At 60.8% G+C, this 23779-nt stretch carries 20 protein-coding genes; 5 read left to right on the top strand and 15 right to left on the bottom strand.

Annotated features, from left to right (window positions below; genetic code table 11):
* Positions 1-117 precede the first annotated feature (117 nt).
* Genes O9X91_RS19810 through O9X91_RS19795 form a run of 4 tightly spaced genes read left to right on the top strand, consistent with a single transcriptional unit; the run spans position 118 to position 4725 of the window.
* Positions 118-615, top strand: a complete 498-nt coding sequence (locus tag O9X91_RS19810; RefSeq protein ID WP_142913812.1) for a Csu type fimbrial protein — start codon at positions 118-120, stop codon at positions 613-615.
* Positions 616-636: 21 nt separating this feature from the next.
* The gene (locus tag O9X91_RS19805) at positions 637-1356 is read left to right on the top strand and encodes a fimbrial biogenesis chaperone (RefSeq protein WP_137411112.1); all 720 of its coding nucleotides are present in this window, start codon (positions 637-639) and stop codon (positions 1354-1356) included.
* Positions 1328-3778 (top strand): fimbria/pilus outer membrane usher protein, encoded by a 2451-nt coding sequence (locus O9X91_RS19800; RefSeq protein ID WP_269834366.1) that lies wholly within the window; start codon positions 1328-1330, stop codon positions 3776-3778. The genes O9X91_RS19805 and O9X91_RS19800 overlap by 29 nt, the downstream gene beginning before the upstream one ends.
* Positions 3775-4725 carry a Csu type fimbrial protein gene (locus O9X91_RS19795; RefSeq protein ID WP_077983865.1) on the top strand — a complete coding sequence of 317 codons (951 nt, stop codon included), beginning with the start codon at positions 3775-3777 and terminating at the stop codon, positions 4723-4725. The genes O9X91_RS19800 and O9X91_RS19795 overlap by 4 nt, the downstream gene beginning before the upstream one ends.
* Here the strand turns inward: O9X91_RS19795 and O9X91_RS19790 are convergent.
* The 4 genes from O9X91_RS19790 to O9X91_RS19775 all read right to left on the bottom strand — a co-directional run bounded on the left by O9X91_RS19790 (position 4719) and on the right by O9X91_RS19775 (position 9238).
* Positions 4719-6326, bottom strand: coding sequence for an ABC-F family ATP-binding cassette domain-containing protein (locus tag O9X91_RS19790; RefSeq protein WP_269833880.1), 1608 nt, complete (start codon positions 6324-6326; stop codon positions 4719-4721). The two genes, O9X91_RS19795 and O9X91_RS19790, sit on opposite strands and share 7 nt — an antisense overlap.
* A 181-nt stretch (positions 6327-6507) precedes the next feature.
* Positions 6508-8310 (bottom strand): ABC transporter ATP-binding protein, encoded by a 1803-nt coding sequence (locus O9X91_RS19785; RefSeq protein WP_269833881.1) that lies wholly within the window; start codon positions 8308-8310, stop codon positions 6508-6510.
* Positions 8311-8572: 262 nt separating this feature from the next.
* A complete protein-coding gene (locus tag O9X91_RS19780) occupies positions 8573-8806 on the bottom strand; it encodes a hypothetical protein (protein ID WP_077983868.1) in 234 nt (77 codons plus the stop codon).
* A 114-nt stretch (positions 8807-8920) separates the two neighbouring features.
* Positions 8921-9238, bottom strand: a complete 318-nt coding sequence (locus tag O9X91_RS19775) for a GCG_CRPN prefix-to-repeats domain-containing protein (protein ID WP_137411117.1) — start codon at positions 9236-9238, stop codon at positions 8921-8923.
* Between the two features lie 182 nt (positions 9239-9420).
* Here O9X91_RS19775 and O9X91_RS19770 point away from each other — a divergent pair, with 182 nt between their 5' ends.
* A complete protein-coding gene (locus tag O9X91_RS19770) occupies positions 9421-9624 on the top strand; it encodes a CsbD family protein (protein ID WP_077983870.1) in 204 nt (67 codons plus the stop codon).
* A gap of 106 nt (positions 9625-9730) precedes the next feature.
* On the opposite strand, the gene O9X91_RS19765 is transcribed toward O9X91_RS19770, so the two are convergent.
* From O9X91_RS19765 to O9X91_RS19715, 11 genes are all read right to left on the bottom strand, one after another.
* Positions 9731-11545: an ABC transporter ATP-binding protein gene (locus O9X91_RS19765; RefSeq protein WP_142913817.1), complete on the bottom strand. Its 1815-nt coding sequence runs from the start codon at positions 11543-11545 to the stop codon at positions 9731-9733.
* Positions 11546-11549: 4 nt separating this feature from the next.
* Complete coding sequence (locus tag O9X91_RS19760; RefSeq protein ID WP_269833882.1) at positions 11550-13334, bottom strand: gamma-glutamyltransferase family protein; 1785 nt, start codon at positions 13332-13334, stop codon at positions 11550-11552.
* Between the two features lie 21 nt (positions 13335-13355).
* Positions 13356-14228 (bottom strand): ABC transporter permease, encoded by an 873-nt coding sequence (locus tag O9X91_RS19755; protein WP_162520594.1) that lies wholly within the window; start codon positions 14226-14228, stop codon positions 13356-13358.
* Between the two features lie 12 nt (positions 14229-14240).
* Positions 14241-15188 carry an ABC transporter permease gene (locus O9X91_RS19750; protein WP_077983880.1) on the bottom strand — a complete coding sequence of 316 codons (948 nt, stop codon included), beginning with the start codon at positions 15186-15188 and terminating at the stop codon, positions 14241-14243.
* Positions 15189-15256: 68 nt separating this feature from the next.
* Positions 15257-16765, bottom strand: a complete 1509-nt coding sequence (locus O9X91_RS19745; RefSeq protein ID WP_173991670.1) for an ABC transporter substrate-binding protein — start codon at positions 16763-16765, stop codon at positions 15257-15259.
* 74 nt (positions 16766-16839) lie between these two features.
* On the bottom strand, positions 16840-17613 hold the full coding sequence (locus O9X91_RS19740; RefSeq protein WP_142913820.1) for a FadR/GntR family transcriptional regulator: 774 nt from the start codon (positions 17611-17613) through the stop codon (positions 16840-16842).
* Between the two features lie 176 nt (positions 17614-17789).
* Complete coding sequence (locus O9X91_RS19735; protein WP_142913892.1) at positions 17790-18656, bottom strand: aldose epimerase family protein; 867 nt, start codon at positions 18654-18656, stop codon at positions 17790-17792.
* Positions 18643-19830, bottom strand: a complete 1188-nt coding sequence (locus O9X91_RS19730; protein WP_142913821.1) for a galactarate dehydratase — start codon at positions 19828-19830, stop codon at positions 18643-18645. The genes O9X91_RS19735 and O9X91_RS19730 overlap by 14 nt, the downstream gene beginning before the upstream one ends.
* Before the next feature lie 44 nt (positions 19831-19874).
* Positions 19875-21599 (bottom strand): ABC transporter ATP-binding protein, encoded by a 1725-nt coding sequence (locus O9X91_RS19725; RefSeq protein ID WP_162520595.1) that lies wholly within the window; start codon positions 21597-21599, stop codon positions 19875-19877.
* 8 nt (positions 21600-21607) lie between these two features.
* Complete coding sequence (locus tag O9X91_RS19720) at positions 21608-22732, bottom strand: ABC transporter permease (protein WP_137411129.1); 1125 nt, start codon at positions 22730-22732, stop codon at positions 21608-21610.
* Positions 22733-22741: 9 nt separating this feature from the next.
* A complete protein-coding gene (locus O9X91_RS19715; protein ID WP_077983887.1) occupies positions 22742-23728 on the bottom strand; it encodes an ABC transporter permease in 987 nt (328 codons plus the stop codon).
* Between the last annotated feature and the right edge of the window lie 51 nt (positions 23729-23779).

Genomic DNA, 23779 nt, shown 5'->3' with positions numbered 1-23779 from the left:
TTTAAGGATTTATTAACCAAATCAGGACGAGTATTAGATTATTCTAATTACCCGTTATTGGCGTAATTGCATGTTGCGCATCGAAAAACCGGCAGCGCAGCAGCTTGGGGAGGCAGCATGAAGTTTGCAGCATCAGGCTATTTGTTATCATTTGCGGCGCTGGTCCTCACCCCGGCATCCGGCGTCGCCCAGGTCGCCACGACGAATTTCAATGTCCAGATCACCATTCAGGCCGCATGCCAGATCAATTCCGCCGGCAACCTTGATTTCGGCACGAATGGTGTGATCGGCAGCAATATCGATGCGACCAGCGACATTGTCGTGCAATGCACAGCCAGTACCCCTTTCAGTCTCGGCCTTAGCGCCGGCGCTGGCTCGGGCGCAACGGTCGCCAACCGTCTGATGACATCGCCTGGCGGCGCGACCATTTCCTACTCCCTTTATACAACTGCGGCGCATAGCACGGTGTGGGGCAACACTGTGGGAACGGACCGGCAAACGGGAACGGGAACCGGAGCGCCACAGACATTCACTGTCTATGGGCGCGTTCCTGCCCAGACGACACCTGCGGTCGGCGTCTATACCGATACGGTGACGGCCACGCTCAACTACTGATCGCCACAGGGAGGATCGCGCATGCGTGTTTTTACCTTAGCGGCTGCGTTTTTTGCCGGTTTGACTGTTTCATCTTCACAGGCTGCATCGCTGCGGGTCGCCCCCGTACTTCTGGATCTTAAAGCGCCCACGGCGGCCTCCAGCCTCCGCATCTGGAACGATGCGAAAACCCCGATCAACGTTCAGGTCAGAATATTCCGCTGGACCCAGAAAAATGGGCAGGACGTCTATACGGCGGCGCAGGACGTCGTCGCCAGCCCGCCGATGACGCAGCTGAAGGGCGGTGCGGAGAACCTTATCCGCATCGTCCGGCTTTCCAAGGCCCCGCTGCGCGCCGAAGAGAGCTACCGCGTCATCGTCGATGAGTTGCCGCCGGCGGGAAGACCGCAATCCGGCACGGTTAATCTGGTGGTGCGCCACTCCATACCCGTTTTCTTCTCGCCCGCTTCCACAGGTGATGCGGAACCGGCCTGGAAGATAACGCCGCAGGGCAATGGCTACCGGGTCTCGGTGTCAAATACGGGCGAGAGGCGGATAAGGATCGCCAACCTGATGCTTTCCGGCGGCAACGGGCAGGCGATTGCCCGGCAGCAGGGGCTGGTGGGATATGTGCTTGGCGGATCCGCCGCAAGCTTTGTGGTTCCGGCAACGGGCGGCAAGAGAGGCGGCGGCACGCTGAAGATTTCGGCAGACAGCGAAGGCGGCCCCGTCAATGCGACGGCGCGCGTCTCGGGCGGCTGATCTCGCCGTTTTGACGATTGCCGCTCTGACGGTCATTTCATCGGGCAAATTTTCCGTGGCGCAGGATATACCTCCTGCGGCGCAACCGGCCTCTTTTGCCGCAAAAGAAGCGGGACGGTTGCAGCTCGAAGTCTACATCAACGATGTTTCGACAGAACTGATCGCCACATTTCGTCAAAACGACGCCGGATCGTTTCTGATCGAACCGGAACAGCTGAACAATATCGGGATTTCTCCGGTTGAAAGCGCTGCCGGCGATGATGGCTGGATCGATATTTCCCGGCTGCCGGATGTGGTGGCGCGTTACGATGAAGGTAGCCAGTCCATGCATTTCACCCTGCCGATGGCGGCACGGGCAAACAGGGTGATCGACGCCTCCGGCAAGATTGCGCAGGAAGAACACGAAGAGACCCGGGAAAAGGCCACGAGCGATTTTGGAGGTCTGGTGAATTACACGATCTACGGTTCCTCCGGCGGCAACAAATGGTCTGACATCGCCGATTTCAACGGTGTCTCGGCCCTTTTGGAAAGCAGGGCCTTCGGTCCGCTCGGCGTGCTCTCCTCATCGCATGTTTTGAGCACATCGCGCCTGTCGGAGTTCGATACCCAGCGCCTCGATACCACCTGGAGCTATTCACACGAAGAAACGCTGACGAGCTACCGGGCCGGCGATCTCATTACCGGCGGGCTGAGCTGGACACGCCCAACGCGGCTCGGCGGCCTGCAGATCCGCCGCAATTTCGACCTGCGGCCGGATATCGTCACCATGCCGATGCCGGAATTTGCCGGTTCAGCGGCCGTGCCCTCCACTGTCGACGTCTATGTCAACAACATCCGCCGTCTGTCGCAGGATGTTCCCGAAGGCCCGTTTTCCATCACCAATCTTCCCGTTATCAGCGGCGCGGGCAATGCGAGGCTGGTGGTGCGGGATGCGCTGGGCCGCGAAACCGTATCCGAAACGCCCTTTTATACGTCACCGGACCTGCTGGCGAAGGGTCTCGTCGATTTTTCAGCGGAGCTCGGTTTTGCCCGGCGCAATTACGGAACCTCTTCCTTCGATTACGACGAAAAATTGCTCGGATCGGCGACGGTTCGTTACGGCCTGTCTGATGGCCTGACGCTTGAGGGCCATGCGGAAGGCGGCGAGGATTTCTATAATATCGGCCTTGGCGGCGTCTTCACGCTTGGAGCCCATGGGCTGGCGGCGATTTCCGGTGCATCCAGCCGCTTTGGCGAGGAAAGCGGCCACCAGCTCTCCGCAAGCGTCGAAGCCGAATTGCTCGGGCTCAAATTTCAGGCCCGGTCGCAACGGGCATTCGGCGATTATCACGACATGGCGTCGGTCTCCGCCGATAGCTCGACACTCAGGACGATCTCCGGCCTGCTGAGCGCGCGGCCGCCGCGTGCCGTGGATCAGATTTCCGTTTCCACACAGCTTGCTTTCGATGAAACGAGCCTGAACTTTTCCTATACGCAGGTGGAAACCTTCGATGAAAGGAAATCCCGGTTGCTCGGCCTTTCTGCCACGCGGCCGTTCGGCGAGAACGGCAATATCTTCATCACCGCCTATAAGGACCTTGAGGACAGCCAATCCTACGGCGTCTTCGCGGGCCTGTCCTGGTCGTTCGGCGGTGGCGTCTCCGGCTCGGCCGGCATGTCGTCGGATGCGGATGGCTATTCGCTGACAGCAGAGGTCGGAAAATCCGAAGAACAGGCCGAGGGAAGTTATGGCTGGCGCCTGCGCGGCTCGACCGGCGGCAACGATATCGCCTCCGTTTCCGGCAGTTACCGCGGCAGCACCGCCCGCGTTTCGGCCGGCGTCGATCAATTCAACCGCACGACACAGGCCTATGCGCAGATCGAAGGATCGATAGCGCTCGCCGGCGGCGATGTCTTTGTCGGCAACCGGATCGATGACGCTTTCGCCGTGGTGGATGCGGGCGCGCCCGGCGTCGATATCCTTTTGGAAAACCGCCCCATCGGCCAGACCAACCGCCGCGGCAAGATATTGCTTCCGAACCTTCGTTCCTACGACGTCAATAACATCACGCTCGACCCCAGCAATCTTCCGGTCGACGCCCGCATAGACCGCACGAAACAGACCGTGACGCCGACCGACCGCGCGGGGGCCGTGGTCAATTTCAAGGTGGAAACCGAGGGACAGGTGGCGCTGGTGACGCTGAAAGGCGAGAGCGGCGAGTTCATCGAAACCGGATCGACCGGCAAAATTGACGGCAAGCGCGATTTTATCGTCGGTTATGACGGACAGGCCTATCTCGACAATATCAGCGAAACGCATCGGCTCCGCATCAAGCAGCCGACGAAGGGCGCTTGCGAAGCACAGATCACCGTGCCCTCTGCCGACCCCTCTGCCGGCGAGACGCGCGCAACTTTCGAAGCCCTATGCAGGAGCATCCAATGAAGGCCCTGACCCGTGCCGCCCTTGCCATCGCAGCCTTCCTCTCGGCTTCACCGGTCCTGGCGCAAAGCTGCACCTTCAGCATGTCGGACATGAATTTCGGTTTCGTCAATCTCGCAAGCGGCAGCGCCGTGGACACGACGGCGACATTGTCGGTCACCTGTTCCAACCCGTTGTCGCTGGGGCTTTCCATCCGCATATGCCCCAACATCAATGCCGGAAGCGGCGGACAGTCGGGCGGCATCCGTCGCATGCTTCAGGGCAGCAACATCCTCAACTACCAGCTTTACCAGAACTCGGCGCGAACGACCTCCTGGGGATCGGTCACGCAGCCCGCACTCGGTTCGCCTCCGCCAATCGATATGGCGTTGCCGCTCCTGATCAACACCACGAGCCGCACGGTCTATGGCCGGATCAACGCCGGTCAGGCCTCGGCAGCGCGCGGCCTATACCTCTCCAGCTTTGCCGGCGCGGAAACGAGCTTCACCTATACGACCTTTACCCTGCTTGCACCAAGTTGCTCTTCCGTGACCCAGAACCCCACGCAAGTGCCGTTCAACGTGTCGGCCGCGGTGGCGCCCACATGCATCATCTCGGCCCAGAACATCGATTTTGGCAGTCATGGCGTCTTGAACACGGCAGTCAATGCGACCGGAGCGATCAATCTGACCTGCACCACCAATCTGAACTATAGTGTCGCGCTCAATGGCGGCCTGAGCAACAGCCCGCCGGCCGCGCGCCAGATGGTGCAGGGAGGCGCATCTATAATCTATGGTCTCTACCGCGACGCAAACCGCACGAATGTCTGGGGAAGTGCGGCAGGCGAGATAGCCACCGGCACCGGAACAGGCGGCTTGCAAACACTGACCGTCTATGGCCGCGTCCCCGCGCAGACCACGCCGGCGCCGGGGAACTACTCCGATACGGTCGTCGTGACGGTGAACTACTGAGGGCCGGAAGGCACCTCTGACTTTCCAAGTTCCAGCCGCCGATCGATGCCGATGCCGGCGAGAAACGCCTCATCATGGCTGACGACCAGCAAGGCGCCGTCATAGGCCCGAACGCCAACCTCCACGGCGGCGATGGAATCAATATCCAGATGGTTGGTCGGCTCATCAAGGATCAGCAATTGCGGAGGCTGCGGGCCTCCCAGAACACAGGCGAGACCTGCCCTGAGCATCTGCCCGCCCGAGAGTGTTGCAACGATCTGCAAGGCGGCATCGGCACGAAACATGAAGCGCGCAAGGGCGGCGCGGCAGGCATTGTCCCCCGCCTTCGGATTGAGCCGAAGGAAGTTGTCGCGGATGGACAGGCTCGCGTCGAGCAGGCTGACCTGCTGATCGAGAAACACGGACTTCACCCCGACATGTACCACCCCCTCAGACGGCGGCAAGTCCCCCGTGATCACCGAAAGCAGCGTCGTTTTTCCCGATCCGTTCGGGCCGGTTACGGCAACGCGTTGCGGCCCGGTAATTTCGAAGGACAGGTCGCGAAGCACGGGGTGTTCGGCCCGATACCCCGCAGTCAGGTTCTGCAGGCTGAGCACGGTTTTTGTCGTGTGCAGGCCGCTGGGCGGCAATGTAACACTGACGCCCTGCAGGATTTCGATCCGTTCCCGCGCCGTATTCAGATCGTCCGTCGCCTCGGCCGTCAGGCGGCTGGCCAGATTGGCGTTGTCGCCGCTCGTCTTTTCGGCACGCCTCTTCATCGCACCAACAAGGATACGGGGCATGTCTCCCCTCGCCGCTTTTGCGGCACCCCTGCTGTCACGGCGGGCCTTGCGCTCCAACGCCTCCTGTGAACGGCGCCTGACCTCGGACAGACGCTTTTCCGCATTCGCGAAGTCCTGTTCGGCGGCGGCCAGCTCCAGCGCCTTTTGTGCGCGGTAGTGGCTCCAGTTGCCGCCGTAACGGGTAACACCGAGCGTGGTCATTTCGACGATGGCATCGAGGGTTTCGAGAAGCTCCCGATCGTGGCTGACGACGATCGCTCCGCCGCGCCAGGCCGCCAGAAAATCGGCAACGAAAATGCGCCCCTCCCGGTCGAGATTATTGGTCGGTTCGTCAAGGATCAGGAAATCCGGCGCGGCGTGGATTTGCGCCGCAAGTGCGGCCCGCGTGCGCTGCCCGCCGGAAAGCGCCGAAAGCGGCGTGGAGGGCAAGGCGTCCAGCCCGACCTGCGCGAGCGCCTTGGCAATTTCCTCCTCCAGCATCCAGTCAATGTCCTCAAGCTCATCGATAGTGGCCGTTCCCGACTGCGCACGGGCGAGCGCGTCCAGCGCCTCGCGCGCACCAAACAGGTCGGCGACAGTCTCGTCGGACACAACCTGCACGCTCTGGCGCAGGAGATTGACGCTGCCCGAGACGGACACCGTGCCCGCGGACGGCGGCAACTCGCCGGCGATCAGTTTCAGAAGCGTCGTCTTGCCGACGCCGTTGCGCCCGACAAGGCCGGTGCGTTCGGGTCCGAAGTGAAGGTTGATGTCGGAAAAGAGCGGATGACCGTCAGGTGTGGACCACGAGAGGTCTGAAAGCGTGATGGAATGCGACATGGATATGGGTTCCCCTGATGACAAGGCGTTGTGGCTTTGCGATCGGGTGGAAATCCATGGTTCACCGTCCTGTTGGTGTTGCGCGAAACACGCCCTTACGCAAAAAAGCGGCGCGCTGATGGCGTAGGTTCAATGTTCGGGTAGTGAACGCCGGGGGAACACCCCCGGCGTTTCTTTTTTTTCAGGCCACCAGGCCCTTGGTCAGCTCCAGCGCCTGCCGTTCGAACAGCCTGCGGTAGATGCCGTCATGGAGGCGGATCAGCGCCTGGTGGTCACCCTCTTCGACAATCCTGCCCTTGTCGAAGACGAGCAGCCGGTCCAGCGCCCTGACCGTGGACAGCCGATGGGCGATGACCAGCGTGGTGCGGCCGACCATTAGCCGTTCCATCGCCTGCTGGATCTGCACTTCGCTTTCGCTGTCGAGGCTGGAAGTGGCCTCGTCCAGTATCAACACCGGCGCATCCGCAAGGAAAGCACGGGCGATGGCGACACGCTGACGCTCGCCGCCCGACAGCTTGACGCCGCGCTCACCCACCATCGTCTCATATCCCTTGGGAAGGGACATGATGAAATCATGGGCGCTCGCCTGTTTCGCCGCCTGCTCGATCTGACGCCGCGTGGCGTCCGGCCGGCCATAGGCGATGTTTTCCGCCAGCGTGCGGTGGAACAGGATGGGCTCCTGCTGCACGATGGCGATCTGGCCGCGCAGGCTGGACTGCGTAACCCCGGCGACATTCTGGTCGTCGATGCGGATTTCGCCCGACTTGATGTCGTAAAGCCGCTGGATGAGCTTGACGAAGGTTGTCTTGCCCGAACCGGAATGGCCGACCAGGCCCACCCGTTCACCCGCCTTGATGGTGACCGAAAAGTCATCGTAAAGCGGCGTGGGATGCGCGCCATACTGGAAGGTGACGTGATCGAAGACGATCTCGCCCTTTCCGATCCTGATCGGTCCGGCGTCCGGCCTGTCCTCGATGCCGAGCGGCATCTTGTCCAGCAGCACCAGCTCTTCCATGTCGTTGACGGCGCGTTGCAGGTTGCGGATATCCTGCCCCACATCGCGCAGATAACCCTGCAACACGAAGAACATCGCCAGCACGAAGGTAATGTCGCCCGGCGTCGCCAGCCCCTGTTGCCACATGATGAGGCCCGTACCCAGAATGCCGGCCTGCATGGAGACCATCATGAAGCTCTGGATCGTGCCGTTCAGCGTGCCGCGCTTCCATGTCCTGCGTGTGCGGTGATCCCACTTCACCAGCACATGGCCAAGGCGCGTTTCCTCGCGGGCCTCGGCGCCAAAGGCCTTGACCACTGAATTGCAGCTGATGGCGTCCGCCAGCGCGCCGCCAAGTCTGGTATCCCAGGCATTGGCAAGCCTTGCCGCCGGCGAAACATAGCCCATCGAAAGCCCCACGGTTACGCCGATATAGATCAGCGATCCGAGACCGACGATCAGGCCCATGACCGGCCAGTAGCTGCCGAGCACAATGGTGGCGCCCACCAGCATGACGATGGAAGGCAGAAGTGCGACCAGCAGAAGGTCGTTGAGCGAATCCAGCGCCCACATGCCGCGCGTGATCTTGCGCACCGTGGAGCCGGCGAAGCTGTTGGCATGCCAGTCGGTGGAGAAACGCTGCACCTTGTGGAAGCCGTTATTGGCGACATCCGCCATGATTTTCAGCGTCAGCCGGATGATGCCGTTGAAGATGAACCAGCGCAGCACAACGCTCACCAGCCCCAGAGACACCACGATGACAAAGGCGCGCAGCGCCTTATCTGCCCCGTTGCCGGCCTCGTCTCCACCGGCAATGGCATCGACGATCTGGCCGGAAAAGACCGGCACCATCACTTCAGCCAACGTGCTGGCAATCACCAGAACGATGATGAAACCCACCAGCGCCGGCCGATGACGCCAATGGTTGAAAACAAAGCCGAGCACATGTCGATAGGCATCGGCGCGGAAATCGAGCTTCTTGCGAGTCATTTTTACCAGCCCAGCGCCCTATAATCGGCGACCGGTCCTCAAAACGGAAGTTGGATGGCACAGCCCGCGCGGGAGACGAAGTGATCCCGTCAGATCAATCGGGCTATGGGGGAAATAAAACCGCATGTCGGGCGCGCAATCGGCGGGCCGCGAATGGATATGACCTAGTGTCGGGTCATTCCCTGCGGGAGGGTTTCGAAGAATGCCGGTGTCATGCAACGCCTCCCTTTGTTCGATCTGACGCGGTAGCGAGACTTGTAACTCAACGGCCGGAGCTTGCCAAGCGGGTTTTTGCAACCGACTGGTGAGTGATGCGGAAACACCACACCAGCTGGATGCGCAAGCGGAAAGTCGAGATGGTATCGGCCATTACCGGTCGTTCCATCTGCGCATTCGTGTCCTTGACCACCGGTCCCCACTTGGCGATTTCCACCGCAAGGTGGGCCTTCAGCTCATCAAGCGAAGGACGACGATCCTGGCGCTGAAAATACGCCATGCGCGCGACAACCGCCGGAGCGGCGAAATCGGTGTGGGATTCTTTTCCGGATCGTAAGGACCTCACCGGGCCCTATGAGAAAGGCCCTCCCGAGGTGGGGAGGGCCTTGCCAGATCAGTATCGATAATAGTCGCGTCGGTCGCGATAATCCCTGCGGTCGCGCCACTCGCGCCATTCCCGTCTGGCCTGACGCTCGCGCCATTCACGGCGGGCTTCCCAGCGGTCGCGCCTGTCCCAGCCGCGCTCATAACGCTGCCCGTTCGGACGACAATAGCCGCGCGGGGTCAAATGGAAACCGCGTCCGCAGGCATAGTCCACCTTTTGAATGTAGGTCGCCGAAGGTGCAGACGGTTGACCGACAGGCATGGCGTTCGCGCCGGTGCCAAACAGGGCGCCCAAAATCAGTCCGGCGGTTAAAATCATCTTGCGCATCTTATCTCCCTCCTTGTGGGATGAGAGGATTTAGCGCCCCGCCGCGTGAACTGCCGCTGAATGAATCGTGATCTTTTCGTGGCAGCAGGCCACAGTTGCGCCGAACATAACGACCGCTGGGCGGAACCCTGCGCACGCTCGGACATTTACAGGTGCAAGCCAAACAAAATGGGAGAGCACCGATGGATTGGAATCGCGTTGAAGGCAACTGGAAGCAGATGAAGGGCAAGGTCAAGGAGCAGTGGGGCAAACTCACCGACGACGATCTTGACGTCATCGACGGCAAGCGCGAGCAGCTGGAAGGCAAGATTCAGGAGCGCTACGGCTACGAAAAAGACCAGGCCCGGAAAGATATCGACGACTGGTATGGTAGTCAGCGCTGGTAAGATCAATCCCGCGTCGTGAACTGACCCCCGAAAGTTGGACACCCAACTTCGGGGGTTTTTCTTTGGCGTGCTATTGCGTTGACAACGAAAAGATAAGTTTCCCGGACTAAGTCTGGACCTGCACCAGGTGGCCGGGCGAAACGGTCCTGTAGTTCCGCACCGGTGTTTCATATCCCACTGCCCGTATCGGGCTTTTCAGCTCGTCATTGGATATGCCGCGCCTTATCCCGCGCCTTGCCGGATCAGGCACGGGCACGGCGGCCATGAGCTTTTTCGTATAGGGATGCTGCGGATTGTCGAAAACCGCCGCACGCGGCCCGATCTCCACGATCTCCCCGAGATACATCACCGCCACACGATGGCTGACGCGCTCCACCACCGCCATGTCATGCGAAATGAACAGGAAAGCGAGGTTGAGGCTCTGTTGCAGGTCGAGCAGCAGGTTGCAGACCTGCGCCTTGATCGAAACATCGAGCGCCGAGACGCTTTCATCGGCAACGATGACCTTGGGATCGAGCGCCAGCGCACGGGCAATAGCGATGCGCTGGCGCTGGCCGCCGGAAAACTCATGAGGGTAGCGGCTGGCCATATCGGCGGACAGACCCACCTTTTCGAGAAGATCGGCAGTCTTTTCCTTCGCCTGTCTGGTGTTGCCCAGTTTGTGCTTGATAAAGGGCTCGGAAATCGCCGTGCCCACCGTCATGCGCGGATTGAGCGACGAGAACGGGTCCTGAAAGATCATCTGCACGGATTTGCGCATATTGCGCAGGCCAACCGTATCGAGCCGCATCACATCGTAACCGTCGAGCGAAACGTCGCCGGCCGTCGGCTCCACAAGCCGCATGATCGAGCGGCCGGTGGTTGATTTTCCGCAGCCGGATTCCCCAACCAGCGACAGCGTTTCCCCCTGAAACAGATCGAAGGACACGTTTTCCACCGCATGGACCGCGCCCGTCTGGCGCGCCAGTAGGCCGGAGCGGATGGCAAAACGCGTCACCAGGTTCTTGACCGACAGAACCGGCGTCTGCCCACTCGCAACTGTCCAGGCCACTTCCTGCGGCTCGCTCGAAAGGCCGGTTTTCATGTCGAGCACCGGAAACCGTGTCGGCCATTGCCGGTCGCGCATCGAGCCGAGCTTCGGCACCGCCGAAAGCAGCGCCCGTGTATAGGGGTGCTTACCGCACCGGAAGATGTCTTCCGTCGGTCCGGTCTCGACCTCATCGCCACGATACATCACGATCGTCCGGTCGGCGATTTCGGCCACCACGCCCATGTCATGGGTGATGAAAAGGACCGACATGCCCTCCTCTTCCTGCAGCAGCTTGATCAGATCGAGGATCTGCCCCTGAATGGTGACGTCGAGCGCCGTCGTCGGCTCGTCGGCGATCAGCAGTTTCGGCCGTGAGGCGAGCGCCATGGCGATCATCACCCGCTGGCGCATGCCGCCGGAAAACTGGTGAGGATATTCATCGAAACGACCGGAGGCGTTTGGAATGCGAACCTTTTCCAGAAGCCGCACCGTCTCCGCCCGCGCCTCCTGCTTCGAAAGCCCCTTGTGCCGGATGAGTACTTCAGAAATCTGGCGGCCGATGGTGAAGATCGGATTGAGCGAGGTCATCGGCTCCTGGAAGATCATCGAGATATCGTTGCCGCGCACACCGCGCATTTCCCTTTCGGAAAGCGCAAGAAGATCGCGCCCGTTGAGCAGCACCTCCCCCTCGATCCGGCTGGAGGCCGGGGCGAGCAGGCGCATGAGAGACAGCGACGTCACCGATTTGCCGGAGCCGGATTCCCCGACAATCGCGACGGTTTCGCCAGGCGCGACATCGAAGGACACGTTGCGCACGACGCTCTTCCACGCGCCATCCACGAGGAAGGAGGTGGTGAGGTTACGGACGGAAAGGACGGGTCTTGTCTCCATGGTGTCACCGCCCTACCGCATAGGCCTGCATCAGCCGCGGTGTCGCGGCGGCGCGCAGCAGGCCGTCCGAATCGCGGCGCGCGGCGGTGAGCCGCCCGACCGACCATGCATCGGCAACCGTGACGCGGTGCCCTCGACGGCGAAGCTCCTGCAAGGTCGCCTCGCCCACGGTGCTTTCCACGGTGATTTCGCCCGGCGAACGGGTGCGCGGATAAAACGACCCCGGAAAATGCGCGGTGTGGAACAGCGGCATGTCGATGGCGGCCTGCAGGTTCTTGCCGTGATGGGCATAACGCAGGAAGAAGGGCAATTGCCACTGATCCTGCTGATCGCCGCCTGGCGTGCCGAACACCATGGAGGGACGCCCCTGATGAAGCGCAAGCGAAGGCGTCAGCGTGGTGCGCGGTCGTTTGCCCGGTGCAAGCGAGGTTGGCAGGCCGTCCTTCAGCCAGAACATCTGGGCGCGGGAATTGAGCGCGAAACCGAGGCCGGGCACGATGGGAGAGGATTGCAGCCAGCCGCCCGAAGGCGTGGTGGAGACCATGTTGCCCCAGCGGTCAATGACATCGATGTGCACCGTATCGCCGCGCTTCTCCGTCAGATGCGACATGGTCGGCTCGTAGACCGTGCCGGCGCCGCTCATCTCGGCCAGCATGGCCATGGTGGCGTCCACCTGCTTTTCGTAACCCGGCACAGTGCCGGGGCGCAGCTCCAGCGAGGCCTCGCCGCTTATCAGCGCGCGGCGTCCGGCATTGTAGCCTTCCGACAGGAGATATTCCGTCGGGATCTGCCCGAATTCCGGATCGCCGTAATAGACTTCGCGGTCGGCATAAGCGAGCTTCATGGCTTCGACGATGGTGTGGATGAAATCGGGACCGGACGGGTCCATAGCCGCAATGTCGAAACCTTTCAGAAGCGCAAGCGATTGCAGCAGAACCGGACCCTGTCCCCAGGCCGGCGTCTTGGCAATCGTCCAATCTTGATAGTCGAGCGTCTGGGGCGCTTCGACGGTCGCGCTCCAGTCCGCCATATCCTGCGCCGTTAACACGCCCTTGTGCCGCGCGCCGCTGGCGTCCATGACTTCCGCAGTCCTCACGTAACGGTCGATAGCTTCCGCAACGAAACCCCGATAGAAGGCGTCGCGCGCCGCCTCGATCTGGTTTTCGCGGCCGGAACGCGCTTCGGCTTCGGTGATAATCCGCTGATAGGTCGCAGCCAGAACCGGATTGCGGAAATTGGCGTGAGGCTCGGGTGCGGCACCACCCGGCAACCACGTCTCATGGGAGGTCGGCCATTCCTTCTCGAAGAAATCGGCCAGCCCCTTGATGGTGGCGGAGACACGCGGCAATGTCGGATGCCCCTGCTCGGCATAATAGATGGCGGGTTCCAGCACGTCGCGCACGCTCATGGTGCCATAATCGCGCAGCATCAGCATCCAGCCGTCGAAGGCACCGGGAATAACGGTGGCCAGCAGCCCATCGCCGGGGATCAGCTTCAGTCCTTCCGACGTGTAGTGTTCGATCGTCGCACCGCTCGGGGCCGGGCCCTGTGCGCAGATGACTTCCACCTTGTCCTTCTTTTTCGAATAAAACACAGCGGGCATATCTCCGCCCGGACCGCAAAGATGCGGCTCGACGATCTGGAGGACGAAACCGGTGGCGACGGCCGCGTCGAAAGCATTGCCGCCTTTTTCGAGGATCGCCATGCCGACGGCCGACGCGATCCAGTGGGTTGAGGTGACGACGCCGAAGGTTCCAAGGATTTCAGGGCGTGTGGTGAATTCATTCATTCCGATATTCCTTGTAAAAAATCATGCTTCGCGCGGATCGAGCGCATCACGCAGGCCGTCGCCCAGAAGATTGAAGCCGATGACGACGAGGAAGATGGCGATGCCGGGCCACATCGTCATCCACGGCGCCTGGCTGAGGAAATTCTTTGCAGTATTCAGCATCGAACCCCAGGAGGGCGCAGGCGCCTGCTGGCCAAGCCCGAGAAAAGAGAGGCTCGCCTCAGCGATAATGGCGGTCGCAACGGTCAGGGTCGCCTGCACGATGATAGGGGCAAAAACATTCGGCAGGATGTAACGCGTCATGATGTCGATGTGGTTGAGGCCGATGGACCTTGCGCCTTCGACATAGTCTTCGGTTTTGACCGCCAGCACCTGCCCGCGCGTCAGGCGCACGAAAATCGGCATGGCGGAAAGACCGATGGCGATCATCGCATTGGTAAGGCTCGGGCCAAGGAAGGCAGCAAGCGCGATTGCCATGATGAGGAACGGCATGGCCAGCAACGCTTCGGTGATGCGGGATATGACCATATCCACCCAGCCGCCGAAATAACCTGAAATCAGGCCAAAGGGCACGCCGATGACCACGGCGATCATCACCGAGACCACGCCCGCCATCAGCGAGGCGCGCGCGCCATAGATCATGCGGGAAAGGATGTCTCGGCCGAGATCGTCGGTGCCGAGCCAATGGGCGGCCGAGGGGGCCTTGCGGATGGCCGACCAGCTGGTCGCCACCGGATCGGCAATCGGAAGGATCGGCGCGGCAATGGCAAGAACGGCGAAAAACAGCACGATAGCCATGCCGGCAAGCGCCGATTTGTTGCGCTTCATCTTTTTCCAGGCGCGGCTTTCCTGCCGCGTTACCGCTACGGAGAGGTTTTGATCGAGAACGGTCATGATATCGGTGCCTCAGATCGTCGCCCTGAGGCGGGGGTTGAGCAGGACATAGGCAATGTCGGCCAGAAGGTTCATGAGGATGAAGCCGACGGCGGTGCAAAGAACGATGCCCTGCACGACGGCATAGTCGCGGGTGAACACCGCGTCGACCGTCATCTTGCCGAAGCCGGGAATGGTGAAAATCTGCTCCGTTAGCACCGCCCCGGCCAGCAATTCGCCGAAGAGCAGCGCCAGCAGCGTGATAACGGGCAGAAGCGCATTGCGGAAACTATGCGACAGGATGATCTCGCGCGGCGAAAGACCCTTGGCTCGGGCAGTGCGGATATAGTCGGAACTGAGCACCGCCACCATCGCCGACCGGGTATGGCGCATCAGCGTTGCCGCAAGCGCGTTGCCCAGCACGAAGGCGGGCATGATCATGGTTTCGATGGAGCGCACGGGATCGACAAAGATCGATTCATAACCGGACGCCGGCAACCACCCGAGTTTGACCGACACCAGCAGGATCAGCATGATGCCGAGCCAGAAATTCGGGATAGAGAGGCCGGAAAGCGCAACAATATTGGCCGCGTAATCGATCCAGGTATTCTTCTTGACGGCGGCGAGAATACCGATCGGAATGCCGATGACCATCGCAAAGAACATCGCCATCACCGCAAGCTGGATGGTGACCGGCAGCTTCTGACCGATGAGTTCCAGCACTGGCTGGTTTGTGCGCAGCGAAATTCCGAAATCGCCCGTCACGACGCCGCCCAGCCAGTTGACATATTGCAGCGGAACGGGGTCGTTCAGGCGATATTTCTCACGCAGGAATTCAATCGTCGCCGGATCGCGCTCTTCGCCAGCCATGGCGAGAACCGGATCTCCCGGCAGCAGTTTTTGCAGCGAGAAGACGAAAATGGAGATGATCAGAAGCGTCGGGATAGCGACAAGCAGTCGCTTGCCGATATAAACAGGCATAGCGTGGCCCTCGTTCGTGCCAATTCGTGAGGGCCGCACGGCAGGGCCGTGCGGCGCATGCGACGTGTTCAGTCCTTGGAGACGCCGAGAAGGCGGATCATACCGTCCGGCGATGGCGCCCAGCCCTTGACCTTGTTGGAAATGGCGTAGGCATAGGGCTGGTGACCGAGATAGATGATCGGCATGTCATCGTTGAGGATGACGCTGGCGGCATCGTATTTTTCCTTGCGCACTGCATCTTCGGTCGAGGCGCGGGCCTCGTTGAGCAGCTTGTCGACCTCAGGATTGCAATATTTCACATCGTTGATGCCGCCCTTGCAGGTGACGAACTGATGCAGGTTGCCATCCGGATCGATGCGTCCCGACCAGTCGGAACGGCTGAGCTGATAATTGCCGGCGGTCTGCTCGGAAAGAAGCGTGGCAAATTCCGTGGCCTTCAGGGTGACGTTGAAGCCGGCTTCCGCGACCATTGACTGGATGACCTGCATCATCTGCGTCTGCGTCGTGTTGTTAGCGTGCTGAAGCTCGACGTCGAGTTTTTCGTAACCCGCCTCCTTCATCAGTTGCTTGGCCTTGTCGATATCGCGCGCCGGCACAGGAAGGTTCTGGTTGAACCATGGGCTTGTGGGCGGAAAGGCCTGATTGCCTGCTTTTGACGTACCCTCGAAGACGATCTGGCCGATCGCTTCCCGGTCAATCGCATAAGAAAAGGCCTGACGCAGGCGCTTGTCCTTGCCGAGCGGATTATCCGCGCGGGGGCCGTTGTTAATGTTGACATACATGGCCATGTAGCCCGGACCGATGACATCCGCATAGGTCAGATTGGCGTCGTTCTTGACGGACTCGGCATCGGAGGCCGCGATGCGTTCGGCGATATCGAGGTCTCCCGAGCGAAGATTGGCAAGCTTCACGGTCGTATCCGGGATCGGCAGATAAACGACCCTGTCGACCAGAATTTTGTCCTTGTCCCAATAATCGGCGAATTTCTCGAGCACGATGCGGTCCTGCTGGATGCGCTCGACGAATTTGAACGGTCCGGCGCAGACCGGCTTCGAACCGAAATTGGCGCCCAGTTCCTTGGCCGCCTTCGGCGCGACGATCATACCGGCGCGGTCGGAAAGCTGCGCCAGCAGGGTGACATCCGGCGTCTTCAGGGTGAATTTCACTTCAAGCGGCGCGGTGGCCTCAACCTTTTCGATCGAGGAAAGCTCACTCTTGCGGCGGGATTCCGGCAAGGTCATGTTGCGCTCGATGGTGGCCACGACAGCCGCCGCATCCAGCGTCTCGCCATCATGGAATTTCACGCCGTCGCGGATTTTCATCGTCAGCACCTTGCCGCCATCGGACCAGGCCCATTCGGTGGCAAGCTGGGGAACGATCTTCATGTCCTGCGAGATATCGACGAGCTTGTCGCACATGGCGGTATAAACGATACGCCCGACGAAGGTGCGCGATTGCGCGGGGTCTAACACGTCGGCGTCGTCATTAAGGCCGATACGCAGTTCGGACGAGATTGCCGGCGCGGACAGGAATGCACCGGCCAACAGGGCGGCGGTCAATGTCTTGATCTTCTTCATGTTCTATCCTCTGGTCTGTTATCTTTGTTTTTTCATTGGCCGGGTCTGAAAGTCCGGCAGGTCTGCTCTGCCGCCTATGAGGCCGGCGTGAGCGGATTATCGGCATCGCCCGTGCTGCGGGCGCCAATATCTTGTCCGGTTTTCTCCTCCAGAAAGCCGAGCGAGGTGGCGCGGATCAACCTTTCCTGATGCATGAGCAGGTGCTGGCGCATCGCTTCGCCAGCTCTTGCGGGGTCACGATCGGCGATGGCGTCGACGATCGCTATGTGCTGTTCGAAGGAAGCCTTGCCGTTCGTGCCGCTGCGGCGCGCCAGCTCCCGTATCGACTGCCATGCATCGTCCTGGCGAATGCGGTTGATGACATCGAAGATGGACAGGAACAATTTGTTGCCGGCGCTCTGGGCGATCTGGCGGTGAAGCGAACCATCCCACAACTCCTTGGCGTCGGCATCCGTGCTCTGGCCGGTCTTGTGGACGAGGGCGCGCATGCGCTCCACCTCGGCCGGCTTGGCGCGCATGGCCGCAAGCTGCGCCAGTTGCGGCTCGATGCGAAGACGCACTTCCATGATTTCCATGATATCCGTGCCGGCCACCAGTTCCGTCACCTGGGCGGACCAATCGTCGGGCTTTTCGCCCACAAAGGTTCCCGCCCCCTGCCGTCTCCAGATCAGACCTTCGGCTTCGAGAACCTCAAGAGCGCGACGGACCGCACGTCGGCCGACATTGAAGGTTTCCGCAAACGCCCGCTCCGTCGGCAGGCGACGGTCTTTCGCAAGATCCTGCGCCTGAATATACGCGCGCAATTTTCCTAGCGCATAGTTGGAGTTGTCGTTGGGGTTCACCGTCACGTCGCACCATTTACTGAACCAATCTCACATTGGTTCATTTGGTTCGAAATTTTCGCCGACGTCAAGCCTATTTTTGAGCGATAATTACTGACGCTCAAAATATGGGCATTTGGCGGTTTTTTGAAGTTTGGCGTTCGGCGGAGGGCGTTTGGGCGTCACAGGCGCACCCTCTCCTCCTAAAGACCGATGGAGAGCCTGATGCGCCCCGACAGGAGCTCGCCGGGGGCAACCGTCCCGAGACCCTGCCCTTCCCGCTGCGCCTGCGACAAACCAAGCGCTCCGGCGGCCATGGAAACCGGCTCAAGACAGAGGTAGCGCTGCATGCGGTGCACGGCGAGATGGCCGAAAACGGGATCGGCCTCGAGCCGCAGTGAAAACCGGTCGAAGTCGACCTGCGCGCTTGACCAATCGGTGAAATGCAGTGTGTATCCCGTTGCGGCGGGAATGGCAGGTTTCGGGCGAGGCGCCGCCGGCTGGCCGGTTGGCACGTTTTGCGCATCCAGCGGATATTGCAGCTTGGCGTCCGTCCGGGCATTGCGACCGAGCCCTGCCGCCAGATAGGGGTGCCAGCCTAGCGCCATCGGTGCTGGCACATCCGCGAGATTGGTTATCGACAGTTCCACGGCGAGGCTTTCGTCTTCCAGCAGGAAAGACTGCTCGGCGCGAAAAGAAAAAGGCCACTCCCCGTCGGCCTCGTAGTCCAACATCAGTGAAACCCGATCCGAAGACAGATCTGAAATCGCCCACGGCCGGCGGTGAGCCGGGCCATGCATGGCGTCAGGCGCAAGCGCCGGATGCGGCAGCAGGTCATGGCGGATACCGGCATGGATGAAGGACCCGCCATAGAGCCGGTTGTGATAGGGAAACAAGGGGTATGCGCCAGCCCTTGGCCAGTTGAACGGCTCGAATTCCTGCTCCATTGTCGGCACCAGAATATCGCCGTAGTCAAAGTGCCGCAGATGGGTCATTCTGCCACCCCAGGCGGGGCGCAGGCGGGCGGAGAGCCGCCCGCAGGCAATTGCAACCGTTTCAGGCGAAGGCATATGAGCCGTCAGACCGTTTCGGCACCCGTCTTTGCCAATGAACATAGCCATCCTCCTGCATGGCTTTTTCATCCATCTCGACACCCCAGCCGGGACGGTCCGGCCTCAGTTCCAGATATCCGTCCTTCGGCAGGTAGGGGTCGACGACATAACGGGTTTCATCCTCGCGTTTTTCGAGATCGGTGCCGCCATAGACGTAGCATTGCCCTTTCGGCAGGCGATATTCAAGAATTCGGAAATTCTGCTGGGCAGCGGAGAAGTGCACATTGACGGCGGTGGCGAGCGGTCCCATAGGGTTATGCGGCGCGATGCTGACAAAATGGGCTTCCGCAAGCGTCGCGATGCGGCGCATCTCCGAAATGCCGCCGACGACGCAGATATCGGGCTGGATGATATCCGCACCTTTTACTTGAAGAAGGCGAAGGAACTCATTGCGATTATATAGACTTTCACCCGTTGCCAGCGTGCAGTTCAGCCCCTGTTTGAGGTCTCCCCACATCTCGATGTTTTCGGGACGCAGCGGCTCTTCGAAGAACAGCGGATCGTAAGGGGCAAGCGCGTTGCCAAGTTGGCGGGCGGCCGCGGGCTCGAAAATCTTGGCATGGGCGTCGAAGGCGATGTCGTAGTCAGGGCGCACGGTTTCGCGAAGGGAGCGGAAATATTCAGCGGAACTGCGCACCACCTCGCCCCAGCGATGGGCATGGATATCGACACGCCATGGGCTGAGCTTGAAGGCCGTGAAGCCCCAATCCTCGTTGAGACGGTCGAATTCCTCCCTTGCCGCTGGCGCATCCGGGGCCGTGTAGACACCGGCATAGACCTTGATACGGTCGCGTACTTCGCCGCCCAGCAGCTTGTAGACTGGTACGCCCGCCGCCTTGGCTGCGAGGTCCCACAGGCAATGATCGAGCGCCGAGATGGCCGACAGACCGAGCGCTCCGGGCGGAAAGCGGTTCTGCTGAAGCAGGAGGTTATAGAGATACTCCACCCGCGTCGGGTCCTGCCCGGCTAGGAAGCCGTAGAGGTAGTCCAGCACCGGCGGTAGGGCGAGATCGGGCCCGTGATTATAACATTCACCCCAGCCGGTCAAACCGTCATCGGTATCGAGGGCGACGATGACGCGGGGGCGGTCCTTGTCGCGGGTGACGAATACCCGCATGCGGTCGATTTTCATGCTTCAGTCTTCCTCATGAATTGCAGCGTGCGGCATGCCCGGCACTATCGGGCGACGGCCCCGTTCTTGGCTTCGGATGGTTCGACGTAGCGGAATCTGCGCGTGCGATCCCGGTCGCGCGGATCCGGGCGCGGAATGGCGGAAAGAAGCGCCTGCGTGTAGGGATGGTCCGGCGCGTTGCAGACCTTTTCGGCGTCTCCCACTTCCACCAGCTTGCCGCGATACATCACGCCCACACGGTCGCACATATAGCGAATGACGCCGATGTCATGGCTGATGAAGATATAGGCGAGGCCCAGCTCATCCTGCAGCCGCATCAAAAGATCCAGCACCTGGAACCGCACCGAAACATCTAGCGCCGACGTCGCCTCATCCGCCACGATGACGCGCGGCTTCAGGGTTATGGCGCGGGCGATGCCGATGCGCTGGCGCTGGCCGCCGGAAAAGGCGTGCGGATAGCGTTCGCGCCCGCCCGGATCCAGTCCCACCTGCTCCATCAGCGCGCAGACGCGGTCATCCAGTTCTCTGCCTTTGGCAATGCCGTTGACCAGCAACGGCTCGCCGATGACCTGCGCCACCGTCATGCGCGGATTGAGCGAACCGAAAGGATCCTGGAACACCATGCGCAACTCACGCCGCGCGGCTTTCAGCTCGGAACCTTCGATTTTGGCCAGATCGACCACCGTGCCATCCGCTCGGCGATATAGCATTTCGCCGCCGGTCGGATCGTATAGACGCATGATGGAGCGGCCCATCGTGGTTTTCCCCGAACCGCTTTCGCCGACAATACCGAGCGTTTCGCCCGGCAGAAGCTTGATCGAGACGCCATCCAGCGCCTTCATCTCGCCGAAGTGCATGGAGAGGTCATTCACTTCGAGCACGGGAGCAGCTGCAAGGTCGAGCGGAGGCCGCGCAAGCCGGATTTCCGCCTTCTGCTCCAGCTTCAGCACGGAGCCGATCAACATGCGTGTATAGGGGTCCTGCGGATTATGGAATATCTCATCGACGGTGCCATATTCCTTGGCGACGCCGTGATGCATGACCAGCACGTCATCGGCAATCTGCGCCACCACACCCATGTCGTGGGTGATGAACAGCACCGCCATGCCATGCGCCTTTTGCAGCCGCGATATAAGGTCGAGGATCTCGGCCTGTGTCGTCACATCGAGCGCAGTCGTCGGTTCGTCGGCGATCAAAAGCTGCGGCTTGCAGGCCAGCGCCATGGCGATCATGGCGCGCTGGCGCATGCCGCCGGAATACTGGAAAGCGTAACGATCCAGCGCCTTTTCAGGGTTAGGGATCTCCACTTGCCGCAACAGCTCTATGGCCTCGGCCCGCGCCTCTGCCTTACTCATCTTCAGATGCAGACGCAGGACCTCCGTGATCTGGTCCCCGACCGTATGCACGGGTGAAAGCGACGACATCGGCTCCTGAAAGATCATCGCGATATCAGCGCCGCGCACCGAGCGGATGGCCCGGCTGCGCGGATCGAGCTTCGCCAGATCGAGGGACGTGCCGTCGGCACGGTTGAGGATGATCGATCCGGACGCAATGCGGCCGGGGCTGTCGATGATCTGCAGGATCGAACGGGCGGTGACGGATTTGCCCGAGCCGCTTTCGCCGACGACGCAAAGCGTCTTGCCGGGATCGATGGAAAAAGACAGGTCGTTGACCGCCCGGAAAATGCCGTTCCTCACTGGAAATTCAGTGACCAGATTGCGGACTTCAAGCAGCGGCTTGGCTGGCTTCATAGAGAGAATGTCGCTCATCCGGGGCCTCACTTGTTATAGGGGTCGGCTGCGTCGCGCAGGCCGTCACCGAGCAGATTGAGAGCCATGACCGCAATGACGACCGCCACACCGGGCAGGAACAGCCAGGGCGCAGTCGCGATCGAGCGGATGTTCTGCGCCTCGCGAAGCAGCACGCCCCAGGAAATAGTGGGCGGCTGAAGGCCAAGGCCGAGGAAGGACAGCGAGGTTTCCGCAAGGATCATCGCCGGAACCGCAAGCGTGACCGAGGCGATGATATGGCTCGAAAAACTCGGCAGCATATGGCGGAAGATGATGCGCCCTTCCGGCACGCCATCCAGCCGCGCTGCGGCCACGAATTCTTCGGTCCTGAGCGACAGGAACCGTCCGCGCACGACGCGGGCAAGCTGCGCCCAGCCGGTCAGGGACAGGATGATGGTGATCATCATATACTGAAGCGTGGCGGGCCAGCCCTGCGGCAGTGCGGCGGCCAGCGCCAGCCAGATGGGAATGGTGGGCAGCGAAAGCACGAAGTCGATCACGCGCTGCATGGTGAAATCAATGCGACCGCCATAATATCCCGATATGCCGCCGAGAACGACGCCGAGCAGCAACGAGAAGAACACGCCGACAAGACCGATCGACAAGGAGACCTGCGCCCCCTGGACCACGCGGCTGAAGACATCTCGCCCAAGGCGATCCGCGCCGAAGAGGAAGAGCGGCCGCGTCTTGTCGGCGGACGCCAGCAGATGGATATCCGTGGTGAACAGGCCGAATACGGAATATTCGTAACCGCGACCGAAAAACTGGACCGGGATTTTCTTCGCCGTATCCTCGACAAAGACCGCCGCCAGTGTCTCGGGGTCACGGGTCAGCTTCAGCGGATAATAATGCAGCCCGAGCGAGAAACCCTCGGTCGTATCGATGAAATGCACGCGCTGCGGCGGATGGAAGGTGGCGCGGGCATTCTGCAATACCGGATCGTTGATGGCGAAGAAGCCCGGTACCAGCGCAACGATATACATGGCGATGGTGATGAACATGGCGGCCATGGCCAGCTTGTGGCGCTTGAAGGCCCACCAGATGAGCTGCCACTGCGAGGCGACGGCCGCGCGGTCCTGTCGGGCATTGGCGGTGATGGTGATATCGCTCATGGCGCCCTCCTATTCGAGCCGGATGCGCGGATCGACCAGCGCAAGCAGGATGTCGCTGATCAGCGATCCGATCAGCGTCAGCGCACAGATCAACAGCACGAAAGCGCCCGCGAGATACATGTCCTGCGCCATCAGCGACTGCAGAAGCAGCGGCGCGGCCGTCGGCAGATTGAGCACGATGGCGACAACGACGGAGCCCGAAATAAGATTGGGCAACAGCCATGCGATGGTGGAAATGAACGGGTTAAGCGCAATTCTGAGCGGATATTTCGTCAGCAGTTTGAACTCGGACAAGCCTTTTGCCCGCGCGGTGGTGACATATGGCTTGGGCAATTCATCCAGCATATTGGCGCGCATGACGCGGATGAGGCTTGCAGTGGAAGACACGGCAAGAATGGCGACCGGCAGCCAGATATGGGCCATGAGGTCTATCATCTTGGCGATACTCCATGAGGCAGTCTCATATTCGGCTGAAAACAGCCCGCCGACATCGGCCCCGAACTCCACCGCAGCCACATACATCAGCACCAGCGCCAGCAGGAACGAGGGTATGGAGAGGCCGAAGAAAGAAAAGGCAGTGAAGAGATAATCGCCAATCGAATATTTGCGCACGGCGGAAAAGACGCCGATCGGAAGCGCGATGGCCCAGGTTGCAAGAAGGCTTGCGATGGCAAGAACCAGCGTCAGCGCCATGCGTTCCCAGATAAGGCCCGAAACCGGCTGCTGCCACTCGAACGAAATACCGAAATCGCCGCGGCTGATGATGCCCCATATCCATTTGAGATATTGCACGATCATCGGGTCGTCGAGGCCGAAGCGCTCGCGAAGCTGCGCCGCCGTGTTGTGGTCGATGACCTCGTTGGAGGCGGCCAGTGTGGCGATATAGGTCGTCACATAGTCGCCGGGCGGCAGCTGGATCAGGACAAAGGCAAGGAAACTGACGGCAAACAGGGACGGTATCATCCACAGCAGGCGTTTTACGATAAAAAGCAGCATATCGTTCTCGCAATCACATTGTGCCGCACGCCCCGTCTCCTTCCAAGGAGG

Source organism: Agrobacterium salinitolerans (genome assembly GCF_027498475.1).
Classification (GTDB): domain Bacteria; phylum Pseudomonadota; class Alphaproteobacteria; order Rhizobiales; family Rhizobiaceae; genus Agrobacterium; species Agrobacterium salinitolerans.
This window is presented reverse-complemented; position numbering and strand designations above follow the sequence as displayed.